The sequence below is a fragment of the Corallococcus sp. AB018 genome, from assembly GCF_003986945.1.
Classification (GTDB): domain Bacteria; phylum Myxococcota; class Myxococcia; order Myxococcales; family Myxococcaceae; genus Corallococcus; species Corallococcus exiguus.
Genome location: NZ_RAWR01000066.1, coordinates 26125 through 43959 on the forward strand (window position 1 = coordinate 26125; position 17835 = coordinate 43959).

Here is a 17835-nt window from a genome sequence, read left to right on the forward strand (position 1 = left end):
ATGTCAGCCGCGCCTTCGGGCCGGCCCGGGCTCGCCCAGGCGGAGCGGCAGTTCGTCCGCTCCGTCGTCGCGGGCCTGGTGTTGTTGGGCGCGGTCGCCGTCGCGGGACCGCTGCTCTCCTACCGCGGTGACGTGGCCGTGGCCCGTGCGGAGTTCCAGTCCCGCATGACGCGCGAGGCCCGCGTCTACGCGGAGGCGCTGGGCCTGCACCTGAAGCTGCTCCAGACGGAGCTCCTGCGCGTGTCCGAGGGCGTGGGCCCGGACGTGAAGCGCGAGCTGCCCACGGAAGACCTCCAGGACCTCACCACGCCCCGCGCCGGCCTCTTCCACGCGGGCGTGATGGTGCTGGACGCGCAGGGCAAGCTGCGCTGGAGCGACCCGCCGCTCGACGAGGCGCAAGCCCAGGACGGCTTCGCCACGCGTCCCTGGTTCCAGCAGGTGCTCGCGCGCCAGACGTCGGTGGTGGACGCCATCGCGCCGGGCGCGTCCCTCTTCGTCGTCGCGGTGCCGGTGGTGCGCGCGGGACAGACGACCGCGGTGCTCGCGGGCCTGCTGGACACGGGGACGGCGCTGCCGGGCGGGCGGCCCCTGAGCAACGACCTGGAGCTGCTCGTCCTCAACGCCTCGGGAGACCTCTTCCTGCCGAGCGCGCCGCCCTCGTGGGCCAACGTGTCACGCGCGTCCGGAGAGCTGCGCGACTTCATCCGCGAGGGCGTCCGGCCCCCGTCGCTAGACGCGATGCCGGAGACCTTCCTCACCGCCACGCCCGTGCCCGGCACGGGGCTGCACCTGGTGCTCGCCGCGGACGAGACCGCGCTCCTGTCCGGCCTGCGCGACCGCTTCCTCGTGCAGCTGCTGGTGCTGGCGCTGCTCCAGGTAGGCACGCTGGTGCTCTTCACCGTCCACTGGCGCCGCGTCTACGGCCTGTTCCGCGAGGTGGAGACACGCTCCGCGCAGCAGGAGAAGATGGCCGCGCTGGGCAGCGCCGCCAGCCTCATCGCGCACGAGGTGAAGAACTCCCTCAACGGCCTCAAGGCCGCCACCGGCCTCGTCTCTACGGAAGGTGAGGGCGGGCTCGTGGTGCGCACGCTGCACGGGCAGATTGACCGGCTGGCGCACCTGGCCACGTCGCTGCTCAACTTCGGCAAGCCGCCCGTCGTGCGCCGCGTGGACGTGAACCTGTCCCAGTTGGTGCGTGACGTGGTGGAGGGCCTGCGCTCGCTGCCGGAGGCGGGGGAAGTGCGAGTGGACGTGGACGTGCCCCCGGACGCGGCGCCCCTGTCGTGCGACCCGTTGCTGCTCACCACCGCGCTGGACAACCTGGTGCGCAACGCGATGGAGGCCACGGTGGCGGCCAAGGACCTGGGCAAGGTGACAGAGCCCCAGGTGCGCGTGCGCGCCCACCTGGACGCGGACGCGGCGGTGGTGACGGTGGAGGACAACGGGGGCGGGCCACCGCCGGGCGTGCAGGAGCACCTCTTCGAGCCCTTCCACACCTCCAAGCCCAAGGGCATCGGCCTGGGGCTGGCCATGACGCGACAGGCGCTGGAGCATCAGGGCGGACAGCTCACCTTCGAGCGCCTTCCCGACGGCAGCCGCTTCCTCCTCCACCTTCCCCGAGTGCCCCGGCCATGAGCCTCCCCGTCCTCTTGGTGGATGACGACCGAGCCTTCTCCTCCATCGCGGCGGTGGCGCTTCAGCGCGAGGGCTTCAGCCTCACGGTGGCGCACTCGCTGCACGAGGCCCGCGCGTCGTTGGCGAAGACCACGCCCGTGCTGTTGGTGTTGGATCGCCGCCTGCCGGATGGAGACGGGCTCACGTTCCTGCCTGAGCTGAAGGCGCACGCGCCCGGCGTGGCGGTGGTGATGGTGACGGCGCACGGAGACATCGCCAGCGCGGTGGACGCGGTGCGAGCGGGCGCAGCGGACTACCTGGCCAAGCCCGTGGAGCTGGCCGACCTGGTGCTGCGAGCGCGCCGGGCCGTGGACACCAGCCGGTTGAGGGACCGGTTGGAGACGGCGGAGGCGGAGCTGTCCGGCCGCCGCCGGCTGGTGCCCCCCACGTCCGCCGCCATGCAGCGGGTGTTCGCGATGCTGGAGCGCATCGCCGCGTCGCCGCGAAGCCCGGTGCTGCTGCTGGGCGAGACGGGCGTGGGCAAGGAGCAGCTCGCGAGGCACCTGCATGCGCTCGCGTCGAAGGACGGCGGCGCGCCCTTCGTGCACATCAACTGCGCGGCCCTGCCCGAGCAGACGGTGGAGAGTGAGCTGTTCGGCCATGAGAAGGGCGCCTTCACGGACGCGCGCACCGCGAGGCGCGGGCTGGTGGAGGTGGCCCATGGAGGCGTGCTCTTCCTGGATGAAGTGGGCGAGCTGCCGCTGCCGCTCCAGGCGAAGCTGCTGACGTTCCTGGACTCGGGGAGGTTCCGCCGGCTGGGCGGCACCACGGAGCAGACGAGCACCGCGCGCATCGTGGCCGCCACCAACCGGGACCTGCCGAAGCAGATGTCGGGCGGCAACTTCCGCGAGGACCTCTGGTTCCGCCTGGGCGTGTTCCGTATCGATATCCCGCCGCTGCGAAAGCGGCGCGAGGACATCCTCCCGCTGGCGGAAGGGATGCTCGCGGACCTGGGCCGCGAGCTGGGCCGGCGCGACGTGAGCCTGGGCGTGAAGGCCCGCGCGAGGCTCGCGGCGTATGCGTTCCCGGGTAACGTGCGCGAGCTGCGCAACATCCTGGAGCGGGCGCTGGTGCTGGAGTCCGGACCGGAGCTGGAGCTGGAGGTGCTTGGCGGCACGCCCTCCGTGAGCGCCGCGGTGAAGGTGGAGGCACCCGCCGCGGTGGCGCCGGGAGCCTTCAGCGTGACGGAGCCCGTGCCCATGGAGGACCTGGAGCAGGCGTACGTGCGCTGGGTGCTGGAGCGGCTGGGCGGCCGGCGCATGGAGGCGGCGAAGGCGCTCGGGCTGTCCTATCCGACCTTCCTCAAGCGCCTGGGTGACACCTGAAGCGATTTGCAGTGCCCGCGATGAAAGGATTTTGAAGTCGCGGGCGCTGAAAGGATTTTGAAGTCGCGCGGCGTTGCATCCGCGCGGATTTGCTGGGGCCAGGCCGGGCACACGGCTTGCGATGGGGCTCCTCCGGATTCTCACCGGAGCCTGCCGCTTGCGCCGTTCCCTCCCCGCACTCATCGCCCTGGGCACCCTGCTCGGTCTCACCGCCGGTGCCGAGCAGCGCCCCACGTCCTCCTCCACGCTGCTGCTCTCCACCCTGCCGGACGACGACGGTCTGGCGGAGCTCCTCTGGGAGCACTCCGCCGACTTCGCGGACGACCGCGCCCGCCTCGCGGCGTCGCGAGCGGATCACCAGCGCACGCACCTGCTGCCCAATCCGGAGCTGGACGTGTCGATGAACACCATCCCCATCGGCGCCACGAACCCGCCGGGCCTGCGCCGCCTGGACGACGTGCCCAACTACGTCGTGGGACTGTCGGAGCTGGTGGAGCTGGGCAAGCGGGGCCCGCGTCAGGACGCGGCGAAGGCGGCGCTGTCCGCCACCACGTTGGACGTGCACGCCGCGCTGAGGGCTCGCACGTACGACGTCCTGGAGCGAGCAGCGGACGTGGCCACCCTGGAGGTGCGCATCGCGGAGCTGACGAAGCTCACCGACGACGCGCTGAAGCTCACGGACCTGCAACGCGCCAGGCAGCAGCACGGCGACGCCGCGGGTCTGGACGTGGACCGCTCCACGTTGGAGGCGCAGTCGTTGGAGACGTCGCTGGGAGAGGAGCGGGTGAAGCTCACGGACGCGCTGCTCGCCTGCGCGCAGCTCGCGGGCATTCCGTGTGAGCCGTTCGGAAACCACGAGCGGGCGATGTCCTTCCTCCAGGCAAGGCTCGACAAGGCGCCCGCCCCCGCCGCCATCGAAGCAAGGCCGGACCTGCGGGCCCTGAGCGCGCAGGAGGACTCCGCGCGGTCCTCGCTGACGTTGGCGCAGCGCCGCTGGATTCCGGATCCGACGGTGCGAGCTGGCTACACGCGAGACCAGTTCATGATCTCCGGCAACCAGAAGAACTCCCTCTTCGTGGGCCTGTCGATTCCGCTCCCCCTCTTCGACCACGGACAGGCGGACGCGCACGCCGCCAGCGCGAGCGCCCAGTCCGCCAGGACCGCGCGAGAGCTGCTCACGGCCCAGGCCTCGCGGGAGACGGACGTCCTGAACCAGCAATTGCGAGCGGTGCAGGAGCGCAGGCAGAAGCTCCACACGCAAACGCTGCCGCTGGCCGAAGGCGTGGTGCAGCGCCTGGACGCGGCGGTGAAGGCAGGAGGCGCGGCATTGCAGGACCTGCTCCTCGCGCGCCGGACCTACGGCGAGCTGGTGCTGCACGCGGCCGACCTGGATCAGACCGCCTACCGCCTCACCATCGCCATCGCGCGGACCAGCGCCGCCGGTCCGCGCGCACCGGACGCGATGACCAACCCCCGCTCCTGATGACGGCAGGCGCATTCCCCCGCTCCTGCCTCCGCTCCTCGAAGCACGAACACCGCCCTGCCCGCCCCTGACGAGCCGTCCCATTCCGCGTGAGCCCCACGCGATCCCTCCCGCTTTCCAGAAAGCCCCCGCATGAACACCCCCGACACCGCCGCTGCTCCGACGTCCAGCACCACTCCATCCCGCCGAACCACGGTCTGGATGGCCTTCGCGGGAGCGGGCCTGCTGGGCACCGGTGTGCTGCTCTACGTGCTGGCCCCCACCGACTCCATCGCGGAGAGCGAGACCGCCATCAGCGGCCCCACCGTGAAGGGCGAAACGGTGCACCTGCCGGACGGCGCACCGCAGTGGCACTACGTGCAGCTGGCCGTAGCCACCGAGGGCAGCGCCCTCACCCCACTCCCCTCACCCGCACGAGTGCAGTTCGACGAGGCGCGCACCGCGTCCGTAGGGGCCCCGCTCGCGGGCCGAGTGGAGGAAGTCCGCGTGCGTCCCGGAGACCGCGTGAAGCAGGGTGACGACCTCTTCAGCGTGCGCTCTGGAGCCTTCGCGGAGCTCGTACGCGAACAGCGCGGCGCGGAAGCCGAGCTCGCGGAGAAGCGCCGCAACGCGGACCGCCTCAAGGAGCTGGTGGCCCTGCGAGCCGCCCCGGAGAAGGAGCTCCTCGCCGCGCAGACGGAGCTGCGTCAGGCCGAACTCTCCCTGGAGGCCGCGAAGGCGAAGCAAGGCAGCCTCCGCGTGTCCTCGCGAGGCGAGAACCTCTTCTGGGTGACGGCGCCGCGCTCCGGCACGGTGGTGGACCTGGACATGGCCGCCAGCCAGGAGGTGACGCCGGACCGCGACAGGCCGCTCGTGCGCCTGTCGGACCTGGATCAAGTCATGGTCGTCGCGGACCTCCAGGAGGCGGACGCGATGGACATGTCCCCCGGCCAGGACGTCACGGTCACCACGCGAGACGGCATCGTCCGTGCCGGCAAGGTGGACCGCGTCGCCGAGGTGGTGGATCCGCTGCGCCGCACCGTGGAGGTGCGCGTGCGAGTCCCCAACAACGACCGCCGCTTCCGCCCCAACGCCTTCGTGGAGGTGACGCCCACGCCGCCCGAAGGCGTCAAGCGCGTGCGGGTCCCGGACAGCGCGGTGGTGACGGACGGAGCGCGCTCGGTGGTCTTCGTCGCCCGTGACTCGAACCGCCTGGAGCGGGTCGCCGTGACGCCGGGCCGCCGCCGCGACGGGGAGGTGGAGCTGCGCGGGGGCCTCGCCTCCGGAGACCGGTTCGTCGCCCGGGGCGCGCTGCTGCTGGAGAACCAGATCGAACTGGCGGACTGAAGTCCCCGCGACGGAACGAAAGACGCCCATGTTCGAAAAGCTCGTCGACTTCAGTCTGAAGAACCGCGCGGCGGTGGTGTTCCTCACGCTGCTCACCGCCATCTGGGGCTGGTTCTGCTTCACCGACCTCACCGTGGAAGCCTTCCCGGACCCCACCGACACCCAGGTCAACGTCATCACCCTCTACCCGGGCCAGCCGTCCGAAGAGGTGGAGCGCCAGATTGGCCTCCCGCTGGAGCGAGCCCTCAACGGCATCCCGGGCCTGACGCGCCTGCGCAACCTCTCCATGTTCGGCCTGTCGTTCGTGACGCTGAGCTTCAACGACAACACCGACGTGCTCTTCGCCCGAGCCCAGGTGCTGGAGCGCCTGCGTGACGCGGAGCTGCCGGAGGGCCTCACGCCCTCCCTGGGCCCGCTGGCCACGCCCATCGGAGAGATCTACCGCTACACGCTCAAGGGCGCGAAGGGCGACCCGATGAAGCTGCGCACGCTCCAGGACTGGGTGGTCCGGCCGGGCCTCCTGCGAGTGGACGGCGTCGCGGACGTCGTCAGCTACGGAGGCCTCCTCAAGGAGATCCACATCCAGCCGGATCCCGTGAAGCTCGCGGCGTTCGGCCTCACGTTGGATGACGTGGAGGACGCGCTGAAGGACGGCTCGGAGAACGCGAGCGGCGGCGTGCTGGAGCGAGGCTCCGAACAGTTCGTCATCCGCAGCGAGGGCCTCTTCCGCTCGCTGGACGACATCCGCGACGTGCGGGTGGCCACGCACGAAGGCACGCCCGTGTTCCTCAAGGACGTGGCGGACGTGAACGAGGGCTGGTCTCCCCGCCAGGGCGTGGTCAGCCGGGATGGCGACGGTGACGTGGTGCAGGGCATCGTGCTGATGCGCCGGGGAGAGAACCCCTCCGTGGTGCTCTCCCGCGTGCGCGACGCGGTGACCGCGGTGAACGGCCGCCTCCAGACGGACGACGCTCACATTGATCCGTTCTACGACCGCACGGACCTGGTGAACACGACGTTGCGCACGGTGGGCCACAACCTGCTGGAGGGCGCGCTGCTCGTCACGCTGGTCCTCTTCATCTTCCTCTTGGACCTGCGGGCCGCCATCGTCGTGGGCGTCCTGATTCCCCTCTCGCTGCTGGCGTCGTTCATCTACCTGAAGATGCGAGGCATGTCGGCGAACCTGCTGTCCATGGGCGCGGTGGACTTCGGCGTCATCGTGGACGGAGGCGTGGTCATCATCGAGAGCATCCTGGCGCGCATGTCCGGCCACCAGTACGAGGGGGAAACCCCGCTCGAACGCATCCAGCGCGCGACGAAGGCGGTGGTGCGCCCCACGGTGTTCTCGCTGCTCATCATCATCGCGGCGTACCTGCCCATCTTCATGTTGCAGCGGGTGGAGGGCCGCATCTTCGCGCCCATGGCGAACACGGTGGTGGCGGCGCTGCTGGGTGCGCTCGTCTTCTCCGTCACGCTCATCCCGGTGCTGGCATCGTTCGTCTACCGCAAGCCGGTGAAGCACAGGGAATCACCGGTGCTGCGAGCCGCGGACAAGGCCTATGGCCCCGTGCTGACCTGGAGCCTCAAGCACCCGGGCACCGTGGTCGCGGTGTGCACGGCGGGCCTGCTCTTCGCGGGAGCGCTCGTCCCGCGCATGGGCAGCGAGTTCCTCCCGGCGCTCAACGAAGGCAGCCTCTACCTGACCTTCACGATGCCCTCGAACATCTCCCTGTCGGAGGGCCGCAAGCTGGTGCCGCGAATCGAAGGCCTGCTGCGCGCGGCGCCGCAGGTGGACGGAGTGCTCAGCCAGTTGGGCCGCCCGGAGGACGGCACCGACGCGAAGCTCACCAACAACCTGGAGTTCTTCGTGAAGCTCAAGCCACCCGCCGAGTGGCCCAAGAGCACACCAAAGTTGGACGACGTGCTGGAGGTCCTCCAGCGCTCCGTATCTGAGGTCCCGGGCATGGAGGTGAGCTTCAGCCAGCCCATTGGCGACAACGTGAACGAGAGCATCAGCGGCCAGCAGGGCCAGCTCGCGGTGAAGCTCTTCGGCGACGACCTCCAGGTGCTCCAGGAGTATTCGCAGAAGGTGAAGCGCACGCTGTCGAAGGTGGACGGCGTCGCGGACCTGGGCATCGTGAAGAGCGGTGAGGTGCCCAGCATCCAGGTGACCCCGGACCGTGTAGCGCTGGCCCGCCACGGCATGTCACTGGGAGACTTCCAGCACGTCTTCCAGACGGCGGTGGGCGGCCGGCCGCTCAGCGAGTTCTGGGAGGGCGAGCGCCGCTTCGACGTGGTGATGCGCCTGCCCATGTCCAGCCGGGACGACGTGGAGAAGATCTCCCACCTGCGAGTGCCCGTGGAGGGAGGCGTGCTGGTGCCGCTGAACGAGCTGGCCAAGGTGAAGACGGGCTTCGGCCGGGCCTCCATCAACCGCGAGAACGGCCGGCGCTACATCGGAGTGCGCATGAACGTGCGAGGCCGGGACCTGGGCTCCTTCGTGAAGGACGCACAAGCGCTGCTCCAGAAGGAAGCCCCGCCCCCCGTGGGGATGAGCGTCGAGTGGGGCGGCGAGTTCGAGAGCAAGGAGCGCGCGATGGACCGGCTCCTCACCGTGCTGCCGGTGGCGCTGGTGCTCACGCTGCTGCTGCTCTTCAAGGCGTTCAACTCCTTCGGCCGCGCGGTGGTGACGCTGCTCAACGTGCCCTTCGCGCTGATGGGAGGCGTGTTCGGCCTGTACTGGGCGGGCATGCCACTGAGCGTGGCGGCGGCGGTGGGCTTCATCGCGCTCATCGGCCAGGCGGCGCTCAACGGAGTGTTGGTGATGAGCGCCATCGCGGAGCGGAGGGAGGCGGGAGAGTCGCTGGACGACGCCATCCTCCACGGAAGCCGCGAACGCCTGCGCCCTGTGCTGATGACGGCAGCGCTGGCGGCGCTGGGCCTCGTGCCGGCGTGCTTGAGCAACGGCATCGGCTCGGAGATGCAGAAGCCCCTGGCCATCGTCATCGTGTCCGGAACCATCTCCGCCTGCGCACTGACGCTGGTGCTGTTGCCGGTGCTCTTCCGCATCTTCGCCCGCTTCACGGAGCAGGTCGTGGACCGGATGCCCGAGCAACTGTTGCGCGTGGTGCCCGGAGCGAAGAACCTCCGCAAGGCAGGCTGATGGAGGTTCACGGAGTCCCATGACGACCTGGAAGAGTGGAGTCTGTGAAGCAAACGGCATCGACCTCCACTATCTCCGGACGGGAGGCGCCAGACCTCCCGTCGTCCTGCTCCATGGATTGATCGGGAGCGGCGCCTGCTGGACTTCCGTGGCGCGCGGGCTCGAAGGTGAATTCGATGTCGTCATGCCCGACGCCCGAGGGCACGGCGGTTCGAGCGCGCCGCGCCACGGCTACCAGTACGACGAACACGCAAGCGACGTCGTGGGACTCATCCAAGGCCTGGAGCTCTCGCGTCCGGTGCTGCTGGGCCACTCGATGGGTGGGATGACCGCCGCGGTGGTCGCAAGTCGAGGGACGGCGGGCCTCCGCGGCGTCATCCTGGTCGACCCGACGTTCTTGAGCCCCGAGCGCCAACGCGAGGTGCACGCCAGCGACGTCGCCGAACAACACCGCCGGACCCTCGGCTTCAGCAAACCTGAGCTCGTTGCCCAGGCCCGAGCCCGGCAGCCGCATCGTTCGCCCGAGCTCATCGAGCATCTCGCCGAGGCGAGACTGAAGACCCGCACGGAAGCCTTCGACGTCCTCACGCCGCCCAACCCCGAGTATCGCGAAGTGGTGAGCGCGATTGACGTCCCCATTCTCCTCGTCATCGGGGACAGCAGCCCCGTCGTCACGCTCGAGATGGCAACGGAGCTGCGGAGCCTCAACCCACGCCTGCGAATCGAACAGATACAGGACGCCGGCCACGGCCTCCCGTATGACCAACCCGAGCGCCTGGCGGAGGTGGTCGCGTCGTTCCTGCGTGAACTGGCCGGGCCGATCAACTCCCGGCGATGAAGTCCTTCAAGTCATCGGGAAGCGGCGACGCGAAGGTGACGGACTCCCCGGTGCCCGGGTGCGGGAACGTGATGCGCTCCGCGTGAAGCGCATGGCGCGGCAACCGCAGCCGGGCCCACGCCTCCGGCTCCAGCGAGTGCTTGCTGAACCGGTCGAAGTAGCCGGGGTCCGGCCCGTACATCTTGTCGCCCACCAGAGGAAAACCCGCCTCGCGCAGGTGGATGCGAATCTGATGCTGCCGTCCCGTCTCCGGAAAGCAGCGCAGCAGCGCGAACGGCGCGCCGCCATGAGTGAAGCGCTGAAGCACCTGGAAGCGCGTACGACTGGGCTTGCCCACCACCGGGTCGATGCGCACGGCGATGCGGATCAGGTCCGTGCCTTCCGCGATGGGCGCATCCACGACGAAGGTGTCCTCGGAAGGCTGGCCCTCGCACAGCGCCAGGTACTCCTTGTGCACATCGCGCGACAGGAACAGTCCACCCAGCACACGGCAGGACTCGGTGGTGCGGCCACACACCACCAGCCCGCTCGTCTCGCGGTCCAGCCGGTGCGCGGGCTCCGCGAAGCGCTCACCGAAGCGCTCACGCAGGAGCGTCACCAGCGTGCCCTTGTGGTAGCGCGCGGTGGGGTGGATGGGCAGCCCCGCCGGCTTGTCCAACACCAGCAGCCAGTCATCGGAGAAGACGACGGGCAGCTCCGTGGGCGTCACGGGCTCCTGGCTCGCGGGGCGGCGGATGCGGAAGGTGAGCCCCGGGTACACGGGCGTGGAGGGCTTGAGCCGGTACTCGTCGCACAGGACGCCGCGCAGGATGATGCCCCGCACGCGCTCCAGGTCCATGCGGCGGATCTTCTCGCAGAGGTACCGGTCCAACCGCCACCCCGCGTAGTTCGGCTCCACGACGAACGGGATGTCGACGTAGCCGTCGGGCACGGCCGGAGCGCTCTCGGAGTCTTCACGCATGGCGGACCCGACGCTCTACCACGCTTTGAAACACGAAGGCCGCCCGGCCCCCGCGCACGAAGACGCGAGCACCCGGCGGCCTGATTGCTTCACGAACGCGTCAGCTCACCCGAAGGCGCGCTTCGTCTCCACGCCCAGGAAGCGCGAGTACAGGTCCGCGATGCGCTCGCCCGTGCGGCCGTCCCACAGCTCCGGCACGCGGCCCTTCTTGTAGTCGCCGGACAGCACGCGGTTCGCGGCCTCGCGGATGCGCGCGGGGTCGGTGCCCACCACCTCGTTGGAGCCCACCTCCACGGTGATGGGGCGCTCGGTCTGCTCGCGCATGGTGAGGCACGGCACGTTCAGCGCGGTGGTCTCCTCCTGCAGACCGCCCGAGTCCGTCATCACCAGCTTCGCCTGCGACGTGACGGACAGGAACTCCAGGTAGCCCATGGGGTCCACCAGCTTGAGCCCCGGCGTCTGCTCCAGCTTGGAAGCCAGCCCCTGCTCCGAAATCATCTTCCGCGTGCGAGGGTGCACCGGGAACACGACGGGCAGCTCCTTCGCCACGTCCATCAGCACGCCCAGCAGGCCCGCCAGCAGCTTCGGGTTGTCCACGTTGGACGGCCGGTGCAGCGTCGCCACCACGTAGCCCTTCGGCGTCAGGCCCAGGTTCTTCAGCGTGGGCAGCTGGTCGGCCTTCTCCTTGGACGACAGGAGCGAGTCGATCATCACGTTGCCCACCAGGTGGATGTGCTTCGGGTCGATGCCCTCCTTCAAGAGGTTCGCGTCCGCGTCGCGCGACGGCGTGAGCAGCAGGTCGGAGAGCCGGTCGGTGACGACGCGGTTGATCTCCTCCGGCTGGTGCCGCTCGAAGCTGCGCAGGCCCGCTTCCACGTGGGACAGCGGAATCGCCAGCTTGGACGTGACGAGCGCCGCGGCGATGGTGCTGTTCACGTCGCCCACCACGGAGACCAGGTCCGGCTTCTCCTGGAGGAAGACCTTCTCCATCTCCACCATCATCTTCGCCGTCTGCTCGGCGTGGCTGCCGGAGCCGATGCCCAGGTGGATTTCGGGCGGAGGCAAGCCCAGGTCCGCGAAGAAGACGTCACTCATCTTCGCGTCGTAGTGCTGGCCGGTGTGGATGACGAGCTGCCGCAGGGACGTACGCGCGGAGATGGCCCGGTGAATGGGTGCCACCTTCATGAAATTGGGACGCGCGCCAACGATGTGGATGACCTTCTTCATGTCGCCCCGGAAGCTAGGCATGGCGCCAGTTCTGGCCAGTGGTGGGCGCCAGTCAGCCCCTCCCCAAGCGCGGCGGGACGTCCTGAATCTGATAGATGCCGCCCCATGCCCGCCTCCTACACCGTGGCCGTCATCCCCGCCCGCCATGCCAGCACCCGCTTCCCTGGCAAGCCGCTCGCCCTCATCGCCGGCCGTCCGATGATCGAACACGTCTGGCGCCGCTGTCAGGAAGCCAGCGCCTTCGACGAGGTGTGGGTGGCCACCGACGACACGCGGATCCGCGACGTCGTGGAGTCCTTCGGCGGCAAGGCGGTGATGACCAGCCCCACCTGCCCCACCGGCACGGACCGCATCGCGGAGGTCGCCCGCGCCCGTCCGGACGTGGAGGTGTGGGTGAACGTGCAGGGGGATGAGCCGCTCGTGGACCCCGCCGCCCTCAAGGTGCTCGCGGAGCTCTTCCAGGACGAAGCCGTGAACATGGCCACGCTGGTGCGCCCCCTGGAGCCGGAGGAGGTGGACAACCCCAACGTGGTGAAGGCCGTGCTCGCCCTCAACGGCGACGCGCTCTACTTCAGCCGAGCCACGGTGCCGCACGCCCGCGAGCCCGGCACACCCGTGCGCCGCTGGGCCCACCTGGGCCTCTATGGCTACCGGCGGGACACGCTGCTCCAACTCGCCGAACTCAGCCCCACCCCACTGGAGGAGGCGGAGAAGCTGGAGCAACTGCGCGCCCTGGAGCACGGCCTGCGCATCCGCTGCGCCAGCGTGAACTGGCGCAGCGTGGCGGTGGACGTGCCGGAGGATGTAGCCCGAGTGGAAGCGGTGATGCGCGAGCGCGCTGCCGTCAGATGACGGGCAGCTCGTCCGGCTCGTCGCCCTTCGGGAAGGCCGCGTCGATGCGCTGGAGCTCGTCCTCCGTGAGCTTCAGCGAAGCCGCGCTCGCGTTGTCTCGCACGTGCGCCGCGTTGCTCGCCTTGGGGATGGCGAACACCGACGGCCGCCGCACCAGGAACTGGAGCGCCACCTGGAAGGGCGTCACGCCGTGCGCCTTCGCGATGGACGCCAGCACCTTGCCGCCCGCGCTGGTGGGTGACGGGAACTGCCCGTTGCCGAAGGGGCTGTAGGCCACCACCGCCACGCCCTGCGCCTCGCACCACGGGATGACCGCGTGCTCGATGGCGCGCTCCTCCAGGTGGTACAGCACCTGGTTGCACGCGATGCGCCCCTTGCCCGCGAGTGCCAGCACCTCCTCCAGGTCCTCCACCCCGAAGTTGCTCACACCCCAGGAGCGGATCTTCCCCGCCGCGACCAGCTCCTCGAAGGCCTCCACCGTGCCCTCCAGCGGGTGCGAACCGGGCCAGTGCAACAGGTAGCAGTCCAGGTGGTCCGTGCCCAGGCGCTTCAGGCTGCGCTCGCAGGCGGCCACCGTGCCCCTCCGCGTCGCGTTGGACGGCATCACCTTGGAGACGAGGTACACCTCCTCGCGCCGGCCCTCGATGGCCTTCGCCACCAGGGCCTCCTCCACCTGCCCCTGGCCGTAGAGCTCCGCGGTGTCCAGGTGCGTGAGCCCCAGGTCCAGCCCGGCGCGCAGGGCTCGGACGGCTGCTTCCGCGTTGTCTTCCTCCATCTGCCAGGTGCCCTGTCCGATGACCGGCACCGCCACCCCGGTGTTGCCAAAGACGCGCTTCTCCATGGCCCCTCCTCGCATGGAACGTGCCTTGGAATACCACCCAGGCCACCCGCCTGCATCCCGGCCCTGCGGACACCGTCCGGGCTGCACGTCCCCCGACAGTCCGGTAGGCTCCGCCGGTGCCTCCCTCCGTTACCGCTTCGACACCGCACCTCTCCTCCGGGGTCACCGGGCGCCGCCTGCTGGCGCTCGCCCGCCCTGAGCTGGGCACGCTGCTGGTCGCCACCGTCTTCCTGTTCATCAGCAGCGGCGCCAGCCTGGTCTACCCCCAGGGCGTCCGCATCCTCATCGACGAGGCCCTCAACGCGAAGAACCGCGGCCTCATCGACAAGGCCGCGCTCGTCATGCTGGCCGTCTTCCTGGTCCAGGGCGTGGCCACCGCCGTGCGCTTCTACCTCTTCACCAACGCCGGCGAGCGCGTGGTCATGCGCCTGCGCCATGACTTCTTCCGGCGCCTCATGGACCAGGAGGTGGCCTTCTTCGACACGCACCGCACCGGAGAGCTCACCAGCCGGCTCGCCTCCGACACCACGGTGCTCCAGAACACGGTGAGCGCGAACATCTCCATGGGGCTGCGCAACGCCGTGCAGGCCCTGGGCGGCATCGTGCTGCTCTTCTACACTTCGCCCTCGCTCACCTTCCTGATGCTCGCCATCGTGCCCGTCGTCGCCGTGGGCGGCATGGTCTACGGCCGGCGCGTGCGCGGGCTGTCGCGCAACGTGCAGGACGCGCTCGCCAAGGCCAGCGAGGTCGCCGAGGAGAGCCTGTCCGGCATGCGCACCGTGCGCTCCTTCGCGGCGGAACCCTCGGAGGTGGCGCGCTACGGCAACTCCGTGCGCAACGCCTACGAGGTCGCCCGCAACCGCGCGCGCCAGTCCGCCGCCTTCATGGGGGGCGCCTCCAGCGCGGGCTACATCGCCGCGGTGGTGGTGTTCTGGTACGGCGGCCGGCTGGTGGTGGACGGCGAGCTCTCCGTGGGCGCCCTCACCTCGTTCCTCATCTACACGATGCTCGTGGCCGTCTCCCTGGGCTCCCTGGCGGACCTCTGGGCGGACTTCATGCGCGCCTCCGGCGCCGCCGAGCGCGTCTTCGAGCTGATGGACCGCGCGCCCTCCATCCCCGCCAACGAGGGCGAGCGCCCCGCCACCGTCGAAGGCCGCGTGGAGCTGCACGGCGTGCACTTCGCCTACCCCACGCGTCCGGACGTGCCGGTGCTCCAGGGCATCGACCTCACCGTCAACGCGGGCGAGGTCGTCGCCGTGGTGGGCTCCTCCGGCGCCGGCAAGTCCACCCTCGCCGCCCTCCTGTCGCGCTTCTATGATCCGCTCCAGGGCGAGCTGCGCCTGGACGGCCGCCCCCTGAAGTCCCTGGACCCCAGCTGGCTGCGGCGCCACGTGGGCATGGTCGCCCAGGAGCCCCTGCTCTTCTCCTGCTCCATCGCGGACAACATCCGCTACGGCCGCCCGGACGCCACCGACGCGGAGGTGGAGGCCGCCGCCCGCGCCGCGAACGCGCACGACTTCATCCAGCGCTTCCCTGACGGCTACCGCACGGAGGTGGGCGAGCGCGGCGTGCAGCTGTCCGGCGGCCAGAAGCAGCGCGTGGCCATCGCGCGGGCCGTGCTCAAGGACCCGCGCATCCTCATCCTGGATGAGGCGACGTCCGCCCTGGATTCAGAGAGCGAGCACCTGGTGAAGGACGCCCTGGACCGGCTGATGCAGGGCCGCACCACGCTCATCATCGCCCACCGCCTGTCCACCGTGGCCAACGCCCAGCGCGTGCTGGTGATGGAGCACGGCCGCGTGGTGCAGAGCGGCACCCACTCCACCCTCATGACGCAGGACGGCTTGTACCGCCGCCTCGTGGAGCGCCAGGTCGTCGCCGCCTGAACGCTCGTTCCTCGGACGACCCCCGCCCACCTCGCGGTCTTCATGGCGGGAAATGAGGGCGCGCATTATCTCTGCTGCCGCAAGAAAGGAGGTGATGCCTTGAACGACAGCAAGATCAAGGCGTCCACCTCCGTCGCGGTGGCCTGCTAACGCGGGTTGTCCCCGGCGGAAGTGACGCCTGCGGTAACGAGTCGCCCCCGTCCTTGCCGACGGGGGCGACTTTTTTCGTCCCCCTCCCTACCGGGAATGTCCTGTCCACCCACCGGTTCGTGGCCGCCGGGGGGAAGTGCCATCCACGACCGTAGGGGTCGCCTGCCGGAGAACTTCCGTGTCCATCACGCCATGTCCCATCCCGCTGCCCTCTGCCCTCCGTGACGAGGAGACGGTGGATGACCAGCGCAATCTTTTTTGTCCCAACTACGATGCCTGCCTGCACCAGGTCGTGAAGAAAGGCTGGGAAGGCTGGAGTTGCCGGGGGTGCGACCTGCGCCATTTCCGCGTCGGCCAGCCCACCGCCCAGCAGTTCGCTGTCGCCCGACCCGGGGGTTGGGACGCGCAGTGAAGGGCTGCCCCTGCGGGTCGGGGCCAGCCGGCCGTCCGTGCGTCAGAGAATATTTGACGCCCCCTGGCCCTCTTGGCAGGAAGGGACATGCGCTCCAAGAAAACCAAGTTCATCTTCGTGACGGGCGGCGTGGTCAGCTCGCTGGGGAAGGGACTGGCCTCCGCATCCATTGGCGCCCTCCTTGAGAACCGCGGGCTGGACATCACGCTCATCAAGCTGGATCCCTACATCAACGTGGATCCGGGCACGATGAGCCCCTTCCAGCACGGCGAAGTGTTCGTCACCGAGGACGGTGGCGAGACCGACATGGACCTGGGCCACTACGAGCGGTTCACCCACGCCCGGATGAGCCGCCTCAACAACTTCACCTCCGGCCGCATCTACAACGCGGTCATCACCAAGGAACGCCGTGGCGAGTACCTGGGCAAGACCGTCCAGGTGATTCCGCACATCACGGATGAGATCAAGGCCAGCATCCGCCAGGCCGCCCAGGACGTGGACGTCGTCATCGTGGAGGTCGGCGGAACGGTGGGCGACATCGAGTCCCTGCCCTTCCTCGAGGCCATCCGCCAGATGCGCTACGACGTGGGCAGCCAGAACGCCGTCTACATCCACCTGACGCTGCTGCCGTACATCGGCGCCGCGGGTGAGGTGAAGACCAAGCCCACGCAGCACTCGGTGATGAAGCTGCGCGAAATCGGCATCCAGCCGGACTTCCTCCTGTGCCGCACGGACCGGGAGATTTCGCGCGAGCTGAAGGACAAGATCGCCATGTTCTGCAACGTGGACAACGGCAACGTGTTCACGTCCCCGGACGTGCGCAGCATCTACGAGCTGCCCCTGGAGCTGCACCGCCAGGGCCTGGATGAGCGGCTGGCGGAGGTGCTCAACATCTGGAGCCGCGCCCCCCACCTGGAGAAGTGGGAGACCATCGTCCGCAAAATCTACGAGCCCGCGCGCGGTGAAGTCACCGTCGGCATCGTGGGCAAGTACGTGAACCTCACGGAGAGCTACAAGAGCCTCAACGAGTCCCTGCTCCACGGCGGCATCGCCAACGACGTGCGCGTGAAGCTGCGCTTCGTGGACAGCCAGGACGTGGAGGCTCAAGGGCCGGAGAAGACGCTCGAGGGCGTGGACGCGGTGCTCGTGCCCGGCGGCTTCGGCGTGCGCGGCACCGAAGGGAAGATCGCCGCGGTCCGCTACGCGCGTGAGAACAAGCTCCCCTTCTTCGGCATCTGCCTGGGCCTCCAGATGGCCGTGGTGGAGTTCAGCCGCACCGTGCTGGGCTTGAAGGGCGCCAACAGCCTGGAGTTCGACGAGCACACCGCGCACCCCGTGGTGACGCTCATGGAGAGCCAGGTGAAGGTGCAGGACAAGGGCGGCACCATGCGCCTGGGCAGCTACGCGTGCGCGCTCAAGCCCGGCAGCGTCGCGCACAAGCTCTACGGCCAGGAGGCCATCCAGGAGCGCCACCGCCACCGCTACGAGGTCAACAACTCCTACCGCGGCCGGCTCCAGGAGGCCGGGCTCGTCATCTCCGGCCACAACCCGGAGCTGAACCTGGTGGAGATGATTGAGCTCGCGGACCACCCGTACTTCGTGGGCTGCCAGTTCCACCCTGAGTTCAAGAGCAAGCCCTTCGCCCCCCACCCCCTGTTCTCCGGCTTCATCGGCGCGGCGCTCGCCCAGCGGGACGC

Annotated in this window: 13 protein-coding genes; 10 read left to right on the plus strand and 3 right to left on the minus strand. The window is 69.5% G+C overall.

Annotated features, from left to right (window positions below; translation table 11 throughout):
• The 6 genes from D7Y11_RS16000 to D7Y11_RS16025 all read left to right on the plus strand — a co-directional run bounded on the left by D7Y11_RS16000 (position 1) and on the right by D7Y11_RS16025 (position 9809).
• The gene (locus D7Y11_RS16000) at positions 1-1635 is read left to right on the plus strand and encodes a sensor histidine kinase (RefSeq protein ID WP_211486912.1); all 1635 of its coding nucleotides are present in this window, start codon (positions 1-3) and stop codon (positions 1633-1635) included.
• Positions 1632-2999 (plus strand): sigma-54 dependent transcriptional regulator, encoded by a 1368-nt coding sequence (locus tag D7Y11_RS16005; protein ID WP_126934127.1) that lies wholly within the window; start codon positions 1632-1634, stop codon positions 2997-2999. Before D7Y11_RS16000 ends, D7Y11_RS16005 begins: the two co-directional genes overlap by 4 nt.
• 157 nt (positions 3000-3156) lie before the next feature.
• Positions 3157-4482 carry a TolC family protein gene (locus D7Y11_RS16010; RefSeq protein WP_120577847.1) on the plus strand — a complete coding sequence of 442 codons (1326 nt, stop codon included), beginning with the start codon at positions 3157-3159 and terminating at the stop codon, positions 4480-4482.
• Positions 4483-4614: 132 nt separating this feature from the next.
• Positions 4615-5808: an efflux RND transporter periplasmic adaptor subunit gene (locus D7Y11_RS16015; RefSeq protein WP_126934128.1), complete on the plus strand. Its 1194-nt coding sequence runs from the start codon at positions 4615-4617 to the stop codon at positions 5806-5808.
• A 28-nt stretch (positions 5809-5836) separates the two neighbouring features.
• Complete coding sequence (locus tag D7Y11_RS16020) at positions 5837-8971, plus strand: efflux RND transporter permease subunit (protein ID WP_120598893.1); 3135 nt, start codon at positions 5837-5839, stop codon at positions 8969-8971.
• A 19-nt stretch (positions 8972-8990) separates the two neighbouring features.
• Complete coding sequence (locus tag D7Y11_RS16025) at positions 8991-9809, plus strand: alpha/beta fold hydrolase (RefSeq protein WP_121753117.1); 819 nt, start codon at positions 8991-8993, stop codon at positions 9807-9809.
• Here D7Y11_RS16025 and D7Y11_RS16030 read toward each other — a convergent pair.
• Positions 9793-10770, minus strand: a complete 978-nt coding sequence (locus tag D7Y11_RS16030; protein ID WP_121779805.1) for an RluA family pseudouridine synthase — start codon at positions 10768-10770, stop codon at positions 9793-9795. The two genes, D7Y11_RS16025 and D7Y11_RS16030, sit on opposite strands and share 17 nt — an antisense overlap.
• A 105-nt stretch (positions 10771-10875) precedes the next feature.
• Positions 10876-11997: a non-hydrolyzing UDP-N-acetylglucosamine 2-epimerase gene (gene wecB, locus D7Y11_RS16035; protein WP_120577852.1), complete on the minus strand. Its 1122-nt coding sequence runs from the start codon at positions 11995-11997 to the stop codon at positions 10876-10878.
• Positions 11998-12102: 105 nt separating this feature from the next.
• Here wecB and kdsB point away from each other — a divergent pair, with 105 nt between their 5' ends.
• Positions 12103-12849 (plus strand): 3-deoxy-manno-octulosonate cytidylyltransferase, encoded by a 747-nt coding sequence (gene kdsB, locus D7Y11_RS16040; protein WP_121753115.1) that lies wholly within the window; start codon positions 12103-12105, stop codon positions 12847-12849.
• Here kdsB and D7Y11_RS16045 read toward each other — a convergent pair.
• Positions 12842-13690, minus strand: a complete 849-nt coding sequence (locus D7Y11_RS16045) for an aldo/keto reductase (protein WP_121753114.1) — start codon at positions 13688-13690, stop codon at positions 12842-12844. The genes kdsB and D7Y11_RS16045 overlap by 8 nt on opposite strands.
• Before the next feature lie 116 nt (positions 13691-13806).
• Here D7Y11_RS16045 and D7Y11_RS16050 point away from each other — a divergent pair, with 116 nt between their 5' ends.
• From D7Y11_RS16050 to D7Y11_RS16060, 3 genes are all read left to right on the plus strand, one after another.
• On the plus strand, positions 13807-15576 hold the full coding sequence (locus tag D7Y11_RS16050; RefSeq protein WP_120577855.1) for an ABC transporter ATP-binding protein: 1770 nt from the start codon (positions 13807-13809) through the stop codon (positions 15574-15576).
• A 328-nt stretch (positions 15577-15904) separates the two neighbouring features.
• Positions 15905-16138, plus strand: a complete 234-nt coding sequence (locus D7Y11_RS16055) for a hypothetical protein (protein ID WP_014393887.1) — start codon at positions 15905-15907, stop codon at positions 16136-16138.
• 87 nt (positions 16139-16225) lie between these two features.
• Positions 16226-17835 (plus strand): CTP synthase (locus D7Y11_RS16060; protein WP_126934129.1); only part of this gene is annotated, 1610 nt, incomplete at its 3' end.

Excerpts from the sequence above, each read along its gene's own strand:
- D7Y11_RS16000 (WP_211486912.1), top strand. The coding sequence starts at position 1 with ATGTCAGCCGCGCCTTCGGGCCGGCCCGGGCTCGCCCAGGCGGAGCGG.
- D7Y11_RS16005 (WP_126934127.1), top strand. The coding sequence starts at position 1,632 with ATGAGCCTCCCCGTCCTCTTGGTGGATGACGACCGAGCCTTCTCCTCC.
- D7Y11_RS16015 (WP_126934128.1), top strand. The coding sequence starts at position 4,615 with ATGAACACCCCCGACACCGCCGCTGCTCCGACGTCCAGCACCACTCCA.
- D7Y11_RS16020 (WP_120598893.1), top strand. The coding sequence starts at position 5,837 with ATGTTCGAAAAGCTCGTCGACTTCAGTCTGAAGAACCGCGCGGCGGTG.
- D7Y11_RS16025 (WP_121753117.1), top strand. The coding sequence starts at position 8,991 with ATGACGACCTGGAAGAGTGGAGTCTGTGAAGCAAACGGCATCGACCTC.
- D7Y11_RS16030 (WP_121779805.1), bottom strand. The coding sequence starts at position 10,770 with ATGCGTGAAGACTCCGAGAGCGCTCCGGCCGTGCCCGACGGCTACGTC.
- wecB (WP_120577852.1), bottom strand. The coding sequence starts at position 11,997 with ATGAAGAAGGTCATCCACATCGTTGGCGCGCGTCCCAATTTCATGAAG.
- kdsB (WP_121753115.1), top strand. The coding sequence starts at position 12,103 with ATGCCCGCCTCCTACACCGTGGCCGTCATCCCCGCCCGCCATGCCAGC.
- D7Y11_RS16045 (WP_121753114.1), bottom strand. The coding sequence starts at position 13,690 with ATGGAGAAGCGCGTCTTTGGCAACACCGGGGTGGCGGTGCCGGTCATC.